Annotated in this window: 18 protein-coding genes and 2 pseudogenes; 6 read left to right on the forward strand and 14 right to left on the reverse strand. The window is 68.2% G+C overall.

The annotated features are described in order from the left end of the window. Positions 1-33: 33 nt before the first annotated feature. The 7 genes and pseudogenes from ACIPW5_RS25650 to ACIPW5_RS25680 form a co-directional block, all read right to left on the reverse strand. A complete protein-coding gene (locus tag ACIPW5_RS25650; protein ID WP_401249219.1) occupies positions 34-1,443 on the reverse strand; it encodes an NAD(P)/FAD-dependent oxidoreductase in 1,410 nt (469 codons plus the stop codon). Further along, positions 1,440-2,663 carry an MAB_1171c family putative transporter gene (locus ACIPW5_RS25655; RefSeq protein WP_401249222.1) on the reverse strand — a complete coding sequence of 408 codons (1,224 nt, stop codon included), beginning with the start codon at positions 2,661-2,663 and terminating at the stop codon, positions 1,440-1,442. Before ACIPW5_RS25655 ends, ACIPW5_RS25650 begins: the two co-directional genes overlap by 4 nt. A 15-nt stretch (positions 2,664-2,678) precedes the next feature. Continuing rightward, the gene (locus tag ACIPW5_RS25660) at positions 2,679-3,281 is read right to left on the reverse strand and encodes a toxin-antitoxin system, toxin component (protein WP_401249225.1); all 603 of its coding nucleotides are present in this window, start codon (positions 3,279-3,281) and stop codon (positions 2,679-2,681) included. Continuing rightward, the gene (locus ACIPW5_RS25665; RefSeq protein ID WP_401249227.1) at positions 3,278-3,844 is read right to left on the reverse strand and encodes a hypothetical protein; all 567 of its coding nucleotides are present in this window, start codon (positions 3,842-3,844) and stop codon (positions 3,278-3,280) included. Before ACIPW5_RS25665 ends, ACIPW5_RS25660 begins: the two co-directional genes overlap by 4 nt. 252 nt (positions 3,845-4,096) lie before the next feature. Further along, positions 4,097-5,538, reverse strand: a pseudogene (locus ACIPW5_RS25670) (NF041680 family putative transposase). A 135-nt stretch (positions 5,539-5,673) separates the two neighbouring features. Next, positions 5,674-5,838 carry a hypothetical protein gene (locus ACIPW5_RS25675; RefSeq protein WP_401249229.1) on the reverse strand — a complete coding sequence of 55 codons (165 nt, stop codon included), beginning with the start codon at positions 5,836-5,838 and terminating at the stop codon, positions 5,674-5,676. Positions 5,839-6,049: 211 nt separating this feature from the next. Further along, positions 6,050-6,229 carry a hypothetical protein gene (locus ACIPW5_RS25680; protein WP_401249231.1) on the reverse strand — a complete coding sequence of 60 codons (180 nt, stop codon included), beginning with the start codon at positions 6,227-6,229 and terminating at the stop codon, positions 6,050-6,052. Positions 6,230-6,319: 90 nt separating this feature from the next. Between ACIPW5_RS25680 and ACIPW5_RS25685 the strand changes: the two genes are divergently transcribed. After that, positions 6,320-6,517 carry a hypothetical protein gene (locus ACIPW5_RS25685; RefSeq protein ID WP_401249234.1) on the forward strand — a complete coding sequence of 66 codons (198 nt, stop codon included), beginning with the start codon at positions 6,320-6,322 and terminating at the stop codon, positions 6,515-6,517. Positions 6,518-6,584: 67 nt separating this feature from the next. Then, entirely contained in the window at positions 6,585-7,676 is a 1,092-nt protein-coding gene (gene istB / locus ACIPW5_RS25690; RefSeq protein ID WP_401249237.1) for an IS21-like element helper ATPase IstB, read from the forward strand. Positions 7,677-8,029: 353 nt separating this feature from the next. Here istB and ACIPW5_RS25695 read toward each other — a convergent pair whose 3' ends face one another. The 7 genes and pseudogenes from ACIPW5_RS25695 to ACIPW5_RS25725 form a co-directional block, all read right to left on the reverse strand. Beyond that, a complete protein-coding gene (locus ACIPW5_RS25695; protein ID WP_401249239.1) occupies positions 8,030-8,530 on the reverse strand; it encodes a hypothetical protein in 501 nt (166 codons plus the stop codon). Between the two features lie 36 nt (positions 8,531-8,566). Next, the gene (locus tag ACIPW5_RS25700) at positions 8,567-8,932 is read right to left on the reverse strand and encodes a TfuA-like protein (RefSeq protein ID WP_401249242.1); all 366 of its coding nucleotides are present in this window, start codon (positions 8,930-8,932) and stop codon (positions 8,567-8,569) included. A 308-nt stretch (positions 8,933-9,240) separates the two neighbouring features. After that, positions 9,241-9,471 (reverse strand): annotated as a pseudogene (locus ACIPW5_RS25705) (hypothetical protein); the annotation flags it as partial. A 294-nt stretch (positions 9,472-9,765) separates the two neighbouring features. After that, positions 9,766-10,614, reverse strand: a complete 849-nt coding sequence (locus ACIPW5_RS25710; RefSeq protein WP_401249244.1) for a Scr1 family TA system antitoxin-like transcriptional regulator — start codon at positions 10,612-10,614, stop codon at positions 9,766-9,768. Between the two features lie 23 nt (positions 10,615-10,637). Then, positions 10,638-11,171, reverse strand: coding sequence for a DUF6879 family protein (locus tag ACIPW5_RS25715; protein WP_401249247.1), 534 nt, complete (start codon positions 11,169-11,171; stop codon positions 10,638-10,640). Beyond that, complete coding sequence (locus tag ACIPW5_RS25720) at positions 11,143-11,406, reverse strand: hypothetical protein (RefSeq protein WP_401249250.1); 264 nt, start codon at positions 11,404-11,406, stop codon at positions 11,143-11,145. Before ACIPW5_RS25720 ends, ACIPW5_RS25715 begins: the two co-directional genes overlap by 29 nt. A gap of 689 nt (positions 11,407-12,095) precedes the next feature. Beyond that, positions 12,096-13,013, reverse strand: coding sequence for a LysR substrate-binding domain-containing protein (locus ACIPW5_RS25725; RefSeq protein ID WP_401249252.1), 918 nt, complete (start codon positions 13,011-13,013; stop codon positions 12,096-12,098). Between the two features lie 79 nt (positions 13,014-13,092). Between ACIPW5_RS25725 and ACIPW5_RS25730 the strand changes: the two genes are divergently transcribed. From ACIPW5_RS25730 to ACIPW5_RS25745, 4 genes are all read left to right on the forward strand, one after another. Continuing rightward, entirely contained in the window at positions 13,093-13,830 is a 738-nt protein-coding gene (locus ACIPW5_RS25730; protein WP_401249254.1) for a hypothetical protein, read from the forward strand. A 131-nt stretch (positions 13,831-13,961) separates the two neighbouring features. Continuing rightward, positions 13,962-14,963 (forward strand): ISL3 family transposase, encoded by a 1,002-nt coding sequence (locus ACIPW5_RS25735; RefSeq protein ID WP_401249257.1) that lies wholly within the window; start codon positions 13,962-13,964, stop codon positions 14,961-14,963. A 24-nt stretch (positions 14,964-14,987) separates the two neighbouring features. Further along, positions 14,988-15,173, forward strand: coding sequence for a hypothetical protein (locus ACIPW5_RS25740; protein ID WP_401249260.1), 186 nt, complete (start codon positions 14,988-14,990; stop codon positions 15,171-15,173). Between the two features lie 63 nt (positions 15,174-15,236). Beyond that, a complete protein-coding gene (locus ACIPW5_RS25745; protein ID WP_401249262.1) occupies positions 15,237-15,614 on the forward strand; it encodes a hypothetical protein in 378 nt (125 codons plus the stop codon). Positions 15,615-16,000 lie beyond the last annotated feature (386 nt).

The raw sequence follows: 16,000 nt of genomic DNA on the forward strand, positions 1-16,000 counted from the left end.
GGCAGGGGACGCCGTCCAGTTACGGGACAGCCCTTAGGGTTGCTCATGCAGATCGCTCAGAAGGCCGAGTTCTGCTGGGGTGAGCTGAGGGCCACGAAGCTGCGGGCGTAGCGGTCCTATGAGAGCTGACGCCAGCACGCTTGGCCGCAGGAGCGAAGTGGGCGAAGCCTCGAGTGTCAGCACGTCAGTAAGCGCTGTGGCAGCGTGGAACGAGCCCGTTGCGGTGAGCGAGAGACGGCTGACGTAGCGATGAAGGAGTCGATCGGCGACGCTCGGGGTCTTGCCGGCCGTGGTGGAGAAGTGGATGTCCTGTCCGACGGACAGGGCCCATGCTGCGTTGACGGGGCGGGCGATGGCTCGTTGGGCGCGTCGGGCCAAGCCGGGTGCCAGGCCCTCGCAGAGCAGGTCGCGCAGGGCAAGAGCGCCATGCGCGATGACTGATATGCCCTGGCCGTAGAGGGGGTTGAAGGCCGCGGCAGAGTCTCCCAGTGCCACTAGTCCTTCAGGCCAGACTTTGAGTCGCTCGTAGTAGTAGCGGCGGTTGGCGGTGCTGTGGGTGACGCTGACATCGCTGAGCGGTTGGGCGTGCGTGAGGAGGTCGGCAATGATGGGGTGGCGCAGGGTGCGCGCAAAGGGTTCGAAGGCGTCCGCGTCGCGGGTGGGGTGACCTCCGGGTGCGCCCATCAAGCTGACGTGCCATCGGTCGCCTTCGATGGGCAGGATGCCGCCAGCGTTGGCGGGCTGAGGCAAGCGGGGGTCGGCGTTCACGCTGACTACGGGCCAGCTCTGGTTGGGGACAGGAGCACGGTACATTCGGCTGGCGTACACCAAGCCGGAGTCGATGCGGTCCTCGACGACACCACTGATACCCAGCTGGGCGAGCCAATGGGGCGTGCGGGAGGCCCGGCCGGAGGCGTCGATAACGAGGTCGGCTCGCAGTTCTGTTTCTGCCTGGCCGGCGGTCTGGATGCGCACACCAGTGACGCGACGCCTGTTGCCGAGTAGTTCGATGACTTTGGTCTGGGTGCGTACTTTGATCCGGGGCTCTTTGAGGACCCGTGCCCGGATGATGTGGTCGGTCAGGTCCCGGCTCGCGGTGATCAGGTAGTGAGTGGCGTGCTGCCAACGGCGGTACCAGCCTTCGGGCGAGTAGATGACCATGTTCGTGGTCATCGGTATGCGATGGGCGCCCGCCGCCAGCAGCTGGTCGATCGTGCCGGGCAGAAGCCTCTCCATCGCATCTATGCCGCCGGATTGCAGCAGATGAAGGTGCACGGCTTGGGGGACACCGACGCGCGACTCCGGGCCTTCGGGCAGATCGTGAGCCTCGATGATCTCAACAGATTCGACCTTGTCCTTGATGGCAGCCGCGGCGAGCATGCCGGCCATACTGCCCCCGATGATCACGGCGCGGGTGGAACTCTGCCGGGGGGCTTCACTCATGATCGGCTGCTTTCTGCGGGGGAACGGTCGTGCTCGCGGAGGTTTTGAACGACAGGCGAAGCAAGAGCAAGGGACAGCGGAATCAGATCCTTGGAGCGCCACGCCGATGATCCAGCGCTGCCCTGGAGTTGCTCGGGGTCGGCGTGCTGCCGCTCAAGAGCGACGACGATCATGGCCGCGTCTGCGCTGGCTGCGGCCGAGGCCTCATCCTGGCGGCAGCGGAGCGCAGCCTGATAGGCCACATCGCGGACGGCTGGATCGCAGTAGGGAGTCAGGGAGAGCATGGCGTCGTACAGCGCAGTTTTCCGGCTCATCAGGAGCATGGCTGGGGACGTTCGCCACCAGGGCAGCGAGGAACGGATTGCCCCAGGGGTAGGTACATTGCGCAGCACCCGCCACAGTGGGGTCAGTTGTCGGAGCTGGCGCATGGCCTGGGCGGTCTGCGCGATTCGCGGCCCCACTAACGGAAGGGTGTATCCGACGGCACCGATGATGGCAGACAGGGCAGCGAATCGCGGAGAGACCTGGCCGATGAGGAAGTCCAAGTTGTGGCCGGCCCAGCGGGCGCTCACGGCGACCAGTCGTGTGACGTCGTAGCCCACGTGGAGTAGGTAGGCGGGAACGAGTAGGCGCAAGCCTGTCCGGAGGGAACCGCGAACCTCTGTAGACCATCGCCAGCACATGGTGAGGTTGGCTGTTGCCGCCACGCCGTGGGCAAGGAGATACGTGACGATCATCTCGCGAATGTAGGGCGTGTTGGCATAGTAGGCGTCGAAGAGCGTGATCTGCTCCACTGGGGCATTCCCGACCCAGAAGAGGACGACGATGATGAGAACGGCCAGGCTGTAGGCCATGAGACATCTGCGTGCAGCGCGTCGGGTCTGTTCTGGCAGCGCTGGCCGCCAATGGATGATCAGCAGGAGGCTTGCGCCAGAATACGTAGTGAGCGCTGCGTAAACGACCACTGCTGCACAGTTCGTTATGCCTGTGGCCTGGTTGAGCGCGAGGATGGACTCCGGGGCGGCGAGCAGCATGATGCATCCCCCGGCAAAGAGCTGCAAGAAAGCCGACCGCAGCAGAGGGTCGCGCCGTCGACGGACGAGCGTGGGAAGCTTCATGGCACAGACGAAAAGCAGTGTTAAACCGGGGACGTAGTAAACGAGGTTGCCGGGTCCGGATGCCACTGTGCTACTTCTCTCCCAGTCATATGCCGCGCGCACGCCGAGTCGAAAGGGTCAGATCTGACGGAAGTGATGGGCCATGGAGGTCCCGATGCGCCCGCTGACATGGTGGGGGTCAATGGAGGAGCGCTTCTGCCGCAGGGCCGTCAGCAGATCGGTGGCGAACCGGAGGCCGAAGTGCTCGGCATCGAGTTCCTCGTCGACCTCGTGGGTGTCTGAGCGTGCGGCGTAATGCAGGGCTGCGTCCGTACGATCGGTGAAAGGGGCATCTGCATCGTCGGCCGCTGAGACGACAGCCACGAGTTCTGCGAGGCCTACTGCTACATCGTTGCCTGCCGCACGGGAGGCGGCGCGTCCAATCGGGCCGCTGCTGCAGTGGCCGTGGAACATGTGCCATGCCTCGTGGCCGATGATCACAATCTGGTGCTCGGGGTCGGTGTTCTCCTCGTAGACGATCAGGTCGTGGCTTGGGCGGTCCACCCACAGTCCGCTGGCCGTCGCCGGTGGGAAGGCCGCCTTGCGTAACCGGACCGTCCGTCCGCGTACCTGGGTCAGGGCCTGGCCTATGAGGGCGATGACGTCCTCGTCACCAGTAGGCTGCGACAAGTTCCTGATGAGCCGGTCGCTGAGCCGCCGCATCGCCCTTGCGCTGCTCATCGGTCTGCCTCTTGGTCATCAAGTTCCAGCAGTGCCTCCAAGGTCGCGTTGAGCACTTTCCAACGCTCAGGCGGAAGGCCGTTCGCCTGCCGCAGGGCGATGCTGCGGACGTTGTCGTACCCCCACAGCACTTCGGTCGGTGGGTCGCCAGCGGCTTGAGGGCTGTCCGGCGTCGGCTGCAGCGCGGCGAGGACGGGCAGCAGCGCCTGGTTCAGGGCCTCGGCGGCTGGGGCCGTGAAGAACGCCTCGCCCCCCGTGACTCCGAAGAAGTCCACCAGGCCGTGCAGGAGTTCCACGCTGGGAACCTTTTCGCCGGCGCACACCTTCCGAGCCCAGAACGCGGATACACCCAACTCCTGAGAAATGCTGCCGGCGAGGTCGGACATGCGCTTGCCTGTCTTCGTCAGGTAAGCGTCGGCGAGGGCTTTGATGCGGGTGCGAACCCGTTCGTTGACGGCATTGACCGTCGGTTCACCGCCCCCCAGCAAGGTGCGAACGGTGTCTTCGGACAGGGCTGTTCTGTCTGCCAGCGCCGCAGGATCGAGCAACTCCGCCGGATCCATGCCTCGCTCTTGGATCAACGCCTGAAGACGCTCAACCGTCGCTGACAGAGGCGAGACAGGGGCCACCAGGTCCTCCGAGGTTGCGCCGGCGCTCAGGTTGGTCTGTGCATGGCACCCTATCGACACTCCCCACCGATATTCAACGATCGTTTACGGCCGAGCTGTCGATCGTTGACGAGTCGCGACACGCATTCAGTCCTTGACGGCTCCTCCGACACGCGAGGCGGTGGGCACGCTTAGCTCGTTCTTTGTCTACCAAGATCTTCCAGGCTTGCCGATGGCCTTGAGGGTCTCGGGGCGCTTGACGGTTTTGCCGATGTCGTAGCGGGGTGCCCGTTCCTTGTTCTTGGCACCGGATGGCCGTCCGCGGCCGGTGCCTCGGGGTTTGGGAACACGCGCCGGACAGGCGAGGTGAGCGCGGATGTTCCTGAACCCCCGGCGGACCCGGGCCGGGGTGAGCCGGTCGGAGGCAGCGGGTTTCTCCCAGGGCCGGCGGAGATCGGCGGCCAGCGTTCTCGCGAGCCGCAGCTGGGTGTGGGGGACGATCAGGATCCAGGTCCAGCGGTCCGCCGCCTCGGGCGTGCGGAGCTTCGGGGTGGTCCAGCCGAGGGTCTGCTTCGCGAACCGGAAGGTGTCCTCCAGGCCGAAGCGGCGGAGAAACGCCTGCCAGAAGCGGTCCACGTCATCCGGGGTGGCGCCGGTCTTGGAGGACCATAACCACACGGGCGGGGCATCCCGGCCCTGCGACAGGTGATCCACCTTCGATCGCATCAGTGTGCCCTCGACCAGGGGTAGTTCACCATCGTGGTCGAGCCATGAGGATCGGTGGGTAAGCCTTGGGTGGACCCGGTCCCACGCCTGGGTCTCGGCCTTGCCGTAGTTGGTGGTGTCGGTGACCGTGGTGATTGCGGGCTCAGGCCAGGTCTCCGGCTTGGCGAAGCGGAACTCTGGTCCGTGCTTGGGCGGCCGGCCGTTGACCCCGTGCATCCGCGGTGGCTTCGGCAGACGCATCACGCGGTCGGAGCGAACCCGGCCAACCAGCTCGACCGGCAGGTCGCGCAGGACTCAGGCCAGGCGGGTGACGTCATAGCCCGCATCGCTGACGATCACGATGGCCGGGTCCCCGGCCTGCCACTGACCAGCGGCAACGAGCCGTTCGACGACACCCCGCGGCTGGGCTGCGGTGATCGCGATCGAGTCGTCCGCCGGGCCGAGCCGGACCGCGTCCAGGATCGCGGTCCAGGACGTGGCACCCGGCTCCAACACGGCCACGAAGGAGTACGGCCAACCCGGAATGAACTGCGACGCCGTCTTCGCCCGGCCGTAGACGTGGCAGAACAGCCGCTCCGCCGAGCACGGCGCGTCCGAGCGAAGCCACGGCGACACGTCGACCGCCAGGACCAGGCGCCTGCCGTCGAAACGCGGCAGCGACAGCCCGGACAACACGGTCCGCAGCCGGCCGACGTCGATCCGGCCGTGATTCAGACCGCCGTACATCGCTCCGTGCCCACGACGATGCTCGGCAACAACGTCAAGTCCACCGGGGATTTCACCGCACCGTCCGCACACAGCACCGCGTCCACCAGCTCGAACAACTCATCGCGCCGGGCGGTCAGACACTCGTAGAACTCGCCCCGGAGCGTGACGCTTCCGCGAACGGCTTTCCTCCGGACAGCATCCGGCAGCAGACCCACCTCACGGCCTTCGTCGTGGTCACGTGCACCTTGGTTGGAGCACATGATCAGACGAAGGCCGCCCCCATGTCCGGGGAATCTCCAGGTGAGCGACCCGGTTCGACGGATGATTCGAGCGGGACACGAGGTGTGGATCTACGCTTCAGGCTCTTGCTCAGCCCGTAGGAAGCGCCCCCAGATCTGGGCCTTGCGATAGGGACCGGCCCCGTCGCAGTCGTATTGCGGCGCGTCGAAGGTCACCCAGTACAGCAGCTCGCCGCTGAGCGACTGGTCATGTTCGTTGGGTTCGGGTGTACCCATCGCATCAATCGTTCCAGCAAACTCGGTAGGTGCGCTGCTCGGCGTGGGCGCGGTGCAGCTGTTCTTGCAGCTTGAGGAGGTCGTCCGGGAAACCGGCGGTGGAGGAGGTCACCCCCCAATCGTAAATCTGTTCGATTTAAGTGGGGAAGTCGACGCTCCGCCCGCTACCCCGAACGGGCCGTCCTGTGACAGCGCACCCTGACCGACTTCCTCAGCCGGCCTGGAGGACTTCGCGGTGCAGCGCGCGCAGCAGGGCCAGGGCACCTTCGTCCTGCGCGCCGGTGAAGGCGTGGATCGCAAGCAAGTTGGACCTGCCGATCCGCTTGGCGGTGACGGGGTCGTCGCCGGCCAGGACGGCCTGATGGTGCAGGGAGTCGGTCAGGAGGAACACGACGCGCGGACTTGATCCGGCGCTATCAGCTGGTCAGGCCGTCGTGCGCAGCGGAACGGCCTGCTTCGGGACCAAGGGAGCCGTTCCGGCATGCCGGGCGGCACATTCCGCACGGGCCCGCCGCAGGGCGGCGGCTTCGGTGACGGCAGCCTGTCGGCGCCGCTGCATGTGGGCCTGTTCGATCGGGGCCGGCGCATCGTCCGGGACAACGTCCGGCTCAGGAAACGCTCGGCGGCTCAGTGCGCGCATCGCCTGGTTCTGCCGTTCGATCGCCTCGGTAACGCCTGACGCCACGTGCTCGACGCGCGGGACGGCCTGGTGGGCGGTCATCGCCCGGTGGAAGCCGGGCGGGGCCATGTCGCAGGTCTTCACCGGCGCCTCGGGCGCGGCCGCCGAGGTCGGAGCGGTGACCACCTCGCACGGCACCGGGTCCGTAGCGCCCACGGTCAGGACGCGGACGGTGCGGATCGCCTGGGTGCCGACCGCATCGTTTGCCGCGGCGATGATCCGGGAGCTGATCAGGCGCAGCTGGGTTGCGTACGCGGGCGAGTCGGGGCGCAGGTCCAGCTGTCCGGTCTCCGCGTGGAAGGCGACCGCCTGGACGGACGGCGAGCTTCGAGGAGAGGGCGGCCGCGATGTCCGGCCACTGGTCCAGGAGGCGGAACACCCCCGCGTCGGCGGGGAGCACGCCCACTTCCCCCAGGTCAAGACGCTGGAGGACTTCAACCTCGACCACCTGCCATCGCTGCGGCGCGACGTCCTTGCCCACCTTGCGACCGGTACTTTCGTTGCGAAGGCCGAAAACGTGATCCTGCTGGGGCCGCCCGGGATCGGGAAGGCCCACCTGGCCATCGGCCTCGGGGCCAAGGCCACCCAGGCCGGCTACTCGGTCCTGTTCGACACCGCCAGCAACGGGATCGCCCGCCTCGCGACAGCCCACCAGGCCGGCCGCCTGGAGGCCGAGCTCAAGAAGATCCGCCGCTACAAGTTGATCATTATCGACGAGGTGGGATACATCCCGTTCGACCAGGACGCGGCGAACCTGTTCTTCCAGCTCATCGCGTCGCGCTACGAGCAGGGCTCCGTGATGGCCACCTCGAATCTCCCCTTCGGGCGCTGGGGAGAGACCTTCTCGGATGACGTCGTGGCCGCCGCGATGATCGACCGCCTGGTCCACCATGCCGAGGTTCTCACACTGACCGGCGACTCCTACCGCACCCGCCAGCTACGAGAACTGCTGAACAAGGAGAACGGCGCCGGACGCCGGTACTTCACAGCGCCCACCAGCAATACAACCGCTGACCGGAGGCCCGCGCGCGCTGAGCCAGTCCAGCCAGGCCCTTCAGAACGTCCGCCGCGACTTCGGCGCCGATCCGAATCTGCCGGAGTTCGTCGGTCTTCGACCACGGCTCAGCAAAGCGAACGAGGTCGTCCTGCGTCGCCGTGACGAGGGCATCGAAAAGGGTGTCCGACAAGCCGACCACAAAGGGCGGGCCGTCCTCCTCCGACGACAGTAGTTCTCCGGACCGCGGGCGTTCGCTGGCCTCCTCATAGCTGCAGCCCGTCATGATGGCCTCAAGTTGGGCGATCGCGACGACCGGGTCGATGTTCTTGAGGAGGACCACGTCGAGCTCCGCTCCACCCGGTCCTCCCGGAGACTGCAGGACCGCGATGGCAGCCTGGTCGTCAGCGGCGGAGAAATAGTCACACAGCGTCATGCCGCCGATTCTGGCATCCACGGCTGACAACCCTGCCGACACAACCAGGGCACTCGGCGGCCAACAACATGGGGGTCAGTTTTCAGAGAGCGTTGACATCCTTCCCGCTCGGCTTCGGCGACAGCCCGGGACCGCCGTCGGCAGGATGCAGGGAGAGGTGTTCGAGGTAGGCCGCCCACCGCTCGCCGAACGCGGGGTCGAAAACCTGCTGGTACACCAGGCGGTCCTCGGTGGACAGCACCATCCCGTCCACGCACCCGCGCGCGGCGGCGTTGGACCAGCGGCGGAAGTAGGCCGTCTCCCACCTCGGCACGACAGCAGCCTTGTCCATCGCCTCCATGGTGCCGTCGAGCACGGTCCGCACGGCGGTGAGCGCGTCGGCGCGCTTGAGGTCACCGAAGTGCCGGTTCTGCTCACGCCGCTCGCTCAGCCAGTCGGCGAACGCCGTCTCGCCCTGCCGGCGGCACACAGCCCGTACGGCGGCCCACGTGCGCTGCGGGTAATACACCGTGCGCAGCGCCTGAAGGAGCCCGGCGGCCCGCTCATCGTCGAGCACGCAGGCCGGGACGGCCAGGTCCAGCACGTGCCGGAGGTTGACCAGCGGCCAGGTCAGCGCCTTTTACGCCCCGTCCGGGGCCTGCCCAACCGCCACCTCGTCATCGCCCTCGATGCCCCCTCGGACGTAGGCGGTGTAGATGTGGCCGACGCCGAGCATCCCGTACGGCGCCAGCTCGGCCGCCCGCAGCGCGCCGATACTTGCCGCCCCGACCACCCCGACGCCCCGGCCCATCGCGGCAAGGATCTCCTTGTGCCGCAGCGCAGGCGCCTGGTGATACACGCCGTCGATGAGGACGACCGTGTCACCGCCGCGGATCGCAGTGTCGAACAGGTCGCCGTGCCGCGCCGGCGGCCAGACCCGCACACCCGGCGCGGCGAGCTGCGGCTCGGACCTCGCCGGCGTTGGCCCGACAAACACGTGAATCACTACCGGCCTCCAGGGTGAAGCGAGAGGGGCGCCCCTTCCCCGGCCCGCGAGCTGGGGAAAGGGCGCCCATGCCAGGGCGAGGACGGGGGCGAGGACTACTCCTCGTCCTCCACGTCGACGGCGACCACGACGGGCCCGGTGACCTCATCGGTCTCCTGGGCCGACGCCTGGGCGCTGATGGCGGCGAGGGCGGACTTGGACTGCGCCATGGGATGGCTCCTTCTCTGCGGAAACGGCGGTGCGGGACGGCTGCCCGCCCCCGGTGGTGCTCCGGGCCCGGACGTTCTGACCCCGGGCCCGGCCATCCCGCCCCCGGCAGGGGCGGGAAGCTGATGGGCGGGTCGGACGTTGTCGACGGCGGTGGTGAACGCCCTGCCGGACGCGTTCCGGATGTAGGAGAGCTCCATCCAGCGCTCGATGCCGGTGTCCGAGACGTTCTCGTTGATCACGGCCATCAGCTTGCCCTCGACGCCGGACGCGATGTCGCGGACCCGCTGGTGGAGCAGGCGGTGAGGCTGGTACTCGTACTGCTCACTCACCGGAGGCCTCCCCCGTGGTCCTGAGGAAGCGCTCCTAGCCGACCCGGGCCCGCACGAGCCGTAAGTCCGTGAAGTCCGCAAGCAGCTCCGGCAGTAGTTCGCCCGCCGCCGACGGCGCGAAGCCGCAACTGCCCGCTGGGGCACTCGGCCGGTCCTGGGTCGGGTCATGAGGGTTCGCGGCAGCGCTCATCAGGGCCTCCGTGGCGCGCGGAAACCGGAGGAATTCCCGGCACCACCGAAGCTGGAGAGGGGCGCGTGGGGCCCTCAACAACCTTGCGGGAACTTGCGGACCGTTCAGGCGAGCGAGGCCTCGGCGGCCCCGATCAGAGCGCGAGCCTCCTCGCCCCGAACTGCGGAGCGGGACAGCTCGGCGAACGCGCGGGAGTAGTCGGTGAGCTCGCGCGGCTGACGGACGTCGATCTCGGCAGTCAGGGTCTCCACGATCACGCGGGACTCGTCGTAGAGGTAGAAGGCCTCCAGCGGCCACACCGTGCGCGGGGCGCCCAGCGGGATGATGCCCAGCGACACCGCCGGCAGCTTCATCACGGTGCGCAGGTGTGCCAGCTGCGCGGCCATGGTCTGCGTTGTTCCGATCCGGGAGCGCAGCACCCACTCCTCCATCAGCACGACGTAGCGGTGGTCGCCTTCGTAGAGGTAGCGGGAGCGGGCGAGGCGAGAGGCGACGGCCTCGGCGACGTCGTCGGGGGTGCCGTGGAACTCGGTGACGGACCGCAGGATCGCCTCGGCGTACGCGGAGGTCTGGAAGAACCCGGGGAAGACGTTGGAGACGTACACGCGGCAGGTCTGGGCGTTCGCGTACCGGCCGATCACCTCCTCCTGGCCCTGCCGCAGGCCCCGGCGGGCGATGCGCTTCCACTCCCGGTACATCGAGTCGACCGTGCGGGCGGTGGCCACCAGGTCCTCGGCCTGGACTTCGGCGGCGCAGGCCGCGCACCAGGCGCGGATGTCCGCGTCCGACGGCTGGGCGTGCGCACCCAAGATCCGGGAGGTCTTCGCGGGGTCCCAGCCGCACCGGGCCGACAGCTCACGCCGGGTGATCCCTGCGTCCTTGAGCAGATGGAGCAGGCGCACGGCGAGCGCCTCGCGCATGGCCTGCGCGCTGGAGGAAGGGGAAGAGGGCATGAGCTGTCGGTCCGGTGCCGCGCCTACAGGGTGTACTCGGTGTGCGGGACCGCCCGTTCCCAGACCTTCTCGAACGCCGCGGCACACAGGGCGGTCACGGACGGCTCCCGGCTCCACTGTTTCGGCGGCTGCGCCCAGTCCCCGTCGCCGGTGAACAGGTTGAACTGCACGGTCTTCCCGTCGAACAGCCAGAAGTCGTTCCCGGGCAGGGCGATGTCGGAGGCGAGGCGCCGGGTCAGCCAGCGGACGTCCTCCCCGGCCTTGAGGTTCACGCCGGTGATGGCGTGCTCGTAGCGGATGTAGTCGGTGACCGGCTCGGACACGATCCTCGCCCGCCGCATCACCACGCCCCGCGACACGGCCTCCTGAACCATGTCCGGCCACGTTCCCCAGTACGCGTCGGCCGGATCGGCGGCGGCGGCCTTTCCGGTGCGCAGGAACGAGTTGAAGTCGTCGGCCTCGTCGCCCACGGAGTACCGGTCGCGCATCTCGAGGTGGACGGCGCTGTGCCGGGCGGAGCCGAGCAGGTCAGCGAACTCCATCACGGTCGATGACATCGAGCGCCTCCCTCAAAATTGCTGCCATGCTGGCCGGGATCCGGACCACGCCTTCTCCCTTGGGAACCCCGGGGGAGTGATCGGGGGCCCATGCCTTCTCCTCGATCTCGCGGACCGTGGCCGGGTCCGGCAGCCAGCCCTGGACCACCACCTCGCGCGACTCCTCGTCCACCCAAACGGTCGGCGACCCTTCCTTGCCTGTGTCCGGGTCGATCCCGATGAACCGTAACGCCACGGGTACCTCCTGTGTCGCGCTCCTTGCGGGAACTTGCGTACACCGCCAGGAAAGCAGCGGCCCGGCACGGGGTCCAGAGGGGCGTCAGCCGATGCAGCCGCTCGCCGGTGGCTGGGCGCCTTCGTCCGCCGGGATGCCGCACGATCCCGCACGAGTGGTGGGATCTCGCCCTGGATGGTCAGGGTCTTGCCGATGGGCTTGCCGTCGGCCCTGAACGTGGTCCGGATGATCTGCATGACGAGGACGCGGCCCGTGTACCCCAGGGCCTCCAGTTCGCGCCGAGCCCGGCCCGGCTGGCGGCCTGCCCCCCAGTCACGCGGGGACCAGCGGTCGTAGGCGGCGTCATCGGCGCCGCGGATGGTGGAGCGGACCAGACCGCGCAGTTGGTGCGGCGGACAGGCCGAAGACGTTCTCGCGGACGAAGGGCCGCACGGCCGCCGCAGCGCTGGCGCCTCCTGGGCCAGCCCGGCGGCCGCGGTGGCCAACGTCAGGTCGGAGGAGGCGGCCCTGTTCTGCCGAAGCCGAAGCGGAAACCGCCCGCTCGATGGGGGACGGCGCGGCCGGGTCCGCATCCTGAAGCCCCGTACTCCCGGCGTCGCTTACCAGGCGTCGGGATCGTTCACTGGGTGAGGCGCCGGGCCGGGGAGGGCCCGGCCTTGAGCAGTGAGGGAGCGGGCGTGGCACGTTCGTTAGGCGCATCCGCCGGTCGCCGCGATGTGATGCCGCGCGGCTGTGCGCAGCGCTGCGATGACGGCCGTGGTCGTCGGGTTCTCGGTCTCCGTGTGCCGGGTCGCGGCGAACAGGAGGCGCAGGATCGGGTGGTCCTCGATGGGCGCTGTGCGGATTCCGGGTGTGGCCGGGTCGATGGCTGTCCGGGGGACGAGGGCAGTGGCGAGGCCGGCTCGTGCGAGGGTGAGCTGGGCGGCGATGTCAGCGGTGATGTAGTGCGTCGTGGGTGTGAAGCCGGCCTGGTGGCAGGCGTGCAGGATGGCCTGTCCGCAGTCCGTGGTCGCCGGCGGCATGGCGAGGTTGTGCGTGGCCAGTTCGCGCAGGGCGACGGGCCGTTCGTCGGCTTGGCCGGCTGCGGTGACGACGAGCAGTGGATCGTCCAGCAGCGGCGAGACTGCGATGTCCCGGGGTGGGGTGTCGGGAAGGTGGTGATACCGCTGCCCCAGCACCACATCGACGGCGCCGAGGGTGAGTTCCCGCAGTTGCGCCTGGTCGGTGACGAGACAGGTCACGGTGAGCTGCGGCTGCTGTGAGCCCAGCTCGCTGAGTGCGGGGGCCACGATCCGGGCGACGGTCGAAGGCAACGCGGCGAGCGTGACTGTGGTCCCGACCGTGCCTTTGACCGCCGCGACGGCGCTTTCGGCCTCCTGCACGGCGGCGAGGATCCGGTCGGCGTGTTCAAGGAGCACCCGGCCCGCCTCCGTCAGCGCCACGGTTCGCCCGTCGGGGCGCAGCAGATCGACTCCCACGTCACGTCGCAGTGCGGACAGCTGCTGGGAAACGGCACCGGCGGACAGTCCCAGGGCCTGGGCGGCTGCGGCGATGGAACCGCGGGCGGCGACGGTTTTGAGCATGTGCAGACGGCGGACATCCAACATGACTCGATAGATTACCTAAATGGTCTCATCAGAAAACATCCCCTTGACCTATCGGGTCATGCCGGGGGACCTTCAGCGCATGGAGATCTTCGACTGCATTGCCGCGGTTGCCCGCCCCATCCACGATTTCGGTGACGAGTTCATGTCCGACGAGACGACCGCCACTGTGGGTCAGCGCGCCGGCTTCCCACCCGGGCGCAGCTTCTACTGCCGCGGCCGGTTCGGAGTGCTCGGCGAGGCACCAGTCCCGGTGGTCCAGGCGGTACAGGGCTTCCTCGGCCCGAACCTGGTTGCCGCGGGCTGGCTGGCGGGGCGGGCCGTGATGCCGGCGGAGGACGCCGCCGCTTGTTATGCGCAGGCCGTCCGGGAATGGGGGCACGCCCATATCCCCGTCGGTGTCGATGTGGAGCACTTCAACCACTTGGCGCAGCAGCTGATCGACGCCGCTGACGCCGACGCCCTGCCCCTGTTCGCCGGCTGGCGCGCACAGCCCTGCCCGGCCGACGACCCCGTCGGGGCGGCCATGCAGCGCATCCACGTACTGCGAGAACACCGGGGCGCCTGCCATCTGGCGGCCGTGCGCCTGTCCGGGCTGACCGCCCAGATGGCAATGGTCATCAACCTCGGCGTCGAGCAGGCAACCCACTACGGCTGGCAAGAGCCACATCCCGTCGCCGCAACCCTGATCCCCCGGTGGCAGCGCGCCGAGCAGCTCACCGACGAGCTGCAGGCGCCGCTCTACACCACACTGACCGACCGGCAACGCACCGAATTCGCCCAGCTCGTCAACGCCTTGACCGCCTCCCCCACCTCATGACCGGACGTCGAGAACATCAACAAGAGCACGAGGCCCAGCTGACTGGCCATGACGGTTTGAGTTTGAGTCGGTTCAGGCACGGATTCCGTGAAGTGGATCGTGCTGCCGTGCGCCGGTGACGCTCCGTCATCTTGGACGTCATTCTTCGGTCGTGTGAGACCTTGCTGGAGTTGGTGTTCCCGCATCTCGTGACGGTGCTGGTGGAACGCGTGGTGGTGGAGAGCGGCGTGCTGCGGATCGCGGCGAGCACGAAGGACGGGACGGCGGCCGCGTGTCCGGGGTGCGGGGCATCGTCGATGCGGGTGCACAGCCGCTACGGACGCAAGGTCGCCGATGCTCCGGTCGGCACCCAGCCAGTACTCATCGAGTTGTCGGTGCGCCGGCTGTTCTGCGACAACAGCGGCTGCGCGAGGGTGACCTTCGCCGAGCAAGTCGAGGGGCTGACCCGCCGCTACGGTCGGCGAACGCCCGTCTTGCAGCGGATCATCGGTGCTCTTGGTGTCGATCTGGCCGCCCGCGCCGTGGTCCGGCTGGGGCTGGTGCTGGGCATCGTGGTCAGCCGGATGACCGTGCTGCGCGTGCTGATGGCGCTGCCGGAGCCGGCCTGGGCGGTGCCGCGGGTGCTGGGAGTCGACGAATTCGCGACCAGGAAGGGGCGCCGGTACGGCACGATCCTGATCGACTGCGAGACCCACCAGCCCCTGGACCTGCTGCCCGACCGTGAGGCCGAGACCCTGGCCGCATGGCTGCGCGAGCGCCCCGGCGTCGAGATCGTCTGCCGCGACCGCGCGGCGTTCTTCGCTGAAGGTGCCCGAACCGGCGCCCCGCAGGCCCAGCACTGCGCAGACAAATGGCATGTCTGGCACAACCTTGGCGAAGCCGTCGAACGCCTGGTCTCCCACCACCGCCTTCTCCTCCGCGACCTCGTCGAGCCGGGACCTTCGCCCGAACCCGAGGCGGGGCCCGTGCCGACCTCCGCCGGCCAGGAACCATCCGAGCCCTACCCTGCTGGGAAGTTCCTCGACCGCCTCCGCGACACCCACGCCGCGGTCCGCGCCCAGGTCGAGCAGGGCCTGAGCCTGCGCGAAGTCGCCCGCCGGCTCGGGTTGGGCCGCAACACGGTGCGGAAGTAAGCCCGCGCCGCCAGCCCGGAGGCGATGCTGCACGGCCAGTGGCAAGACCGGACCAGCAAACTCGACCGCTACCGGCCCTACCTGGAGCAACGGATCGCCGAGGGCTGCACGAACCTGTCGATCCTCCACCGCGAGCTGCAAGAACTCGGGGCCCGCTGCGCCTACAGCACCCTGCGCGACTCCGTCCATCCGCTGCGTCCCGGACGCTGACCCGCAGCCAACAGTCCGCCGATGGCCCGGCCACCCTCGCCCCGCGAAGCCACCCGCTGGATCATGAGCCACCCCGACCACCTTCGCGACGCCGACCAACTGCGGCTCAGGACGCTGCTGGCCCGCTCGCCCGAGCTCACAGCCGCCACCACCCACGTCCAGACGTTCGCGACCGTCATGACCAACCGTGAAGGAGATCGGCTGCGCGGATGGATCGCCGATGTCTGCGCCGACCAGCAGTGCGGCCTGGCCTCCTTTGCCGCCGGGCTGATCAGCGACCTCGATGCCGTCGTCTTCGGCATGAGCACCGAATGGTCCTCCGGTCCCGTCGAAGGACGCGTCAACGACCTGAAAGCCCTCAAGCTCAGCATGCTCGGCAGAGCGAAACTTCCGCTACTGCGCAAGCGACTCCTCCTGATCGCGGCCAGCCGCCGCCCCTAACATCTGGCGCCTCAGTCCTGGCGGTCCAGGAACTCGACCAGTCGCGTCTCCGAACGTAGAAGCCGTTCTCGCTGTTCAGGAGGAAGAGACACGAGGAGGTCGACCAGGACTTGCTTCCGTGGGACATACACCATGTTGCCGGAGTAGATCCGGCAAGCGGAACACCAGGCGAGTCCGATGCACCGCTCGAACATCGAGGACTCGGGCGGATGGAAGCGATACTGGTACGAACAGACGGGCGTTCCGCACACGGTGCAGACGCGCCGATCGCCGTCGGAAACCGTGTCCCAGCTCCCCACCTTTCGCCAATGCTGGCGCCCGGCCGTTGCTCTTCAAGTCGTCATGCCGAGCATTCTCGCGCACAAAGATCCGCCCAGCACAGCTTC

Origin of the sequence: Streptomyces sp. NPDC090077 (assembly GCF_044747545.1) — a bacterium.
In the GTDB taxonomy this organism is placed as follows: Bacteria; Actinomycetota; Actinomycetes; order Streptomycetales; family Streptomycetaceae; genus Streptomyces.